At 45.3% G+C, this 369-nt stretch carries 1 protein-coding gene; it reads right to left on the reverse strand.

Translation table 11 applies throughout. The annotated features are described in order from the left end of the window. The coding region (locus CL42_RS16370) for an FAD-dependent oxidoreductase (protein ID WP_035271160.1) at positions 1–369 on the reverse strand (369 nt) is incomplete at both ends.

Genomic DNA, 369 nt, shown 5'->3' on the forward strand with positions numbered 1-369 from the left:
GTCTTTTGCACTGATGTAAAGTTTTCAATGTCCATCGTGTCCATGACCTGACCACCCATGCGCTCAGCCACGATACCTGTTTTGATGCCTTTACGTGCTGCATAGATTGCAGATGTGTTACCTGCAGGACCACCACCAATCACAAGCACATCAAATGCATCTTTAGCATTCAGCTTTTCAGCATCTTTCGCTGCAGAATTAGTATCGAGCTTCGCAACAATCTCTTCCAATGTCATACGACCTTGACCAATATGTTCGTTGTCTTGGAACACCATTGGTACAGCCATGATTTTGCGTTCCTCTACTTCGTCTTGGAAGAATGCACCATCAATCATGGTTGCTGTTGTGCCAGGGTTGTAGATTGCGATC

Origin of the sequence: Acinetobacter sp. Ver3, from assembly GCF_000632455.1 — a bacterium.
Classification (GTDB): Bacteria; Pseudomonadota; Gammaproteobacteria; order Pseudomonadales; family Moraxellaceae; genus Acinetobacter.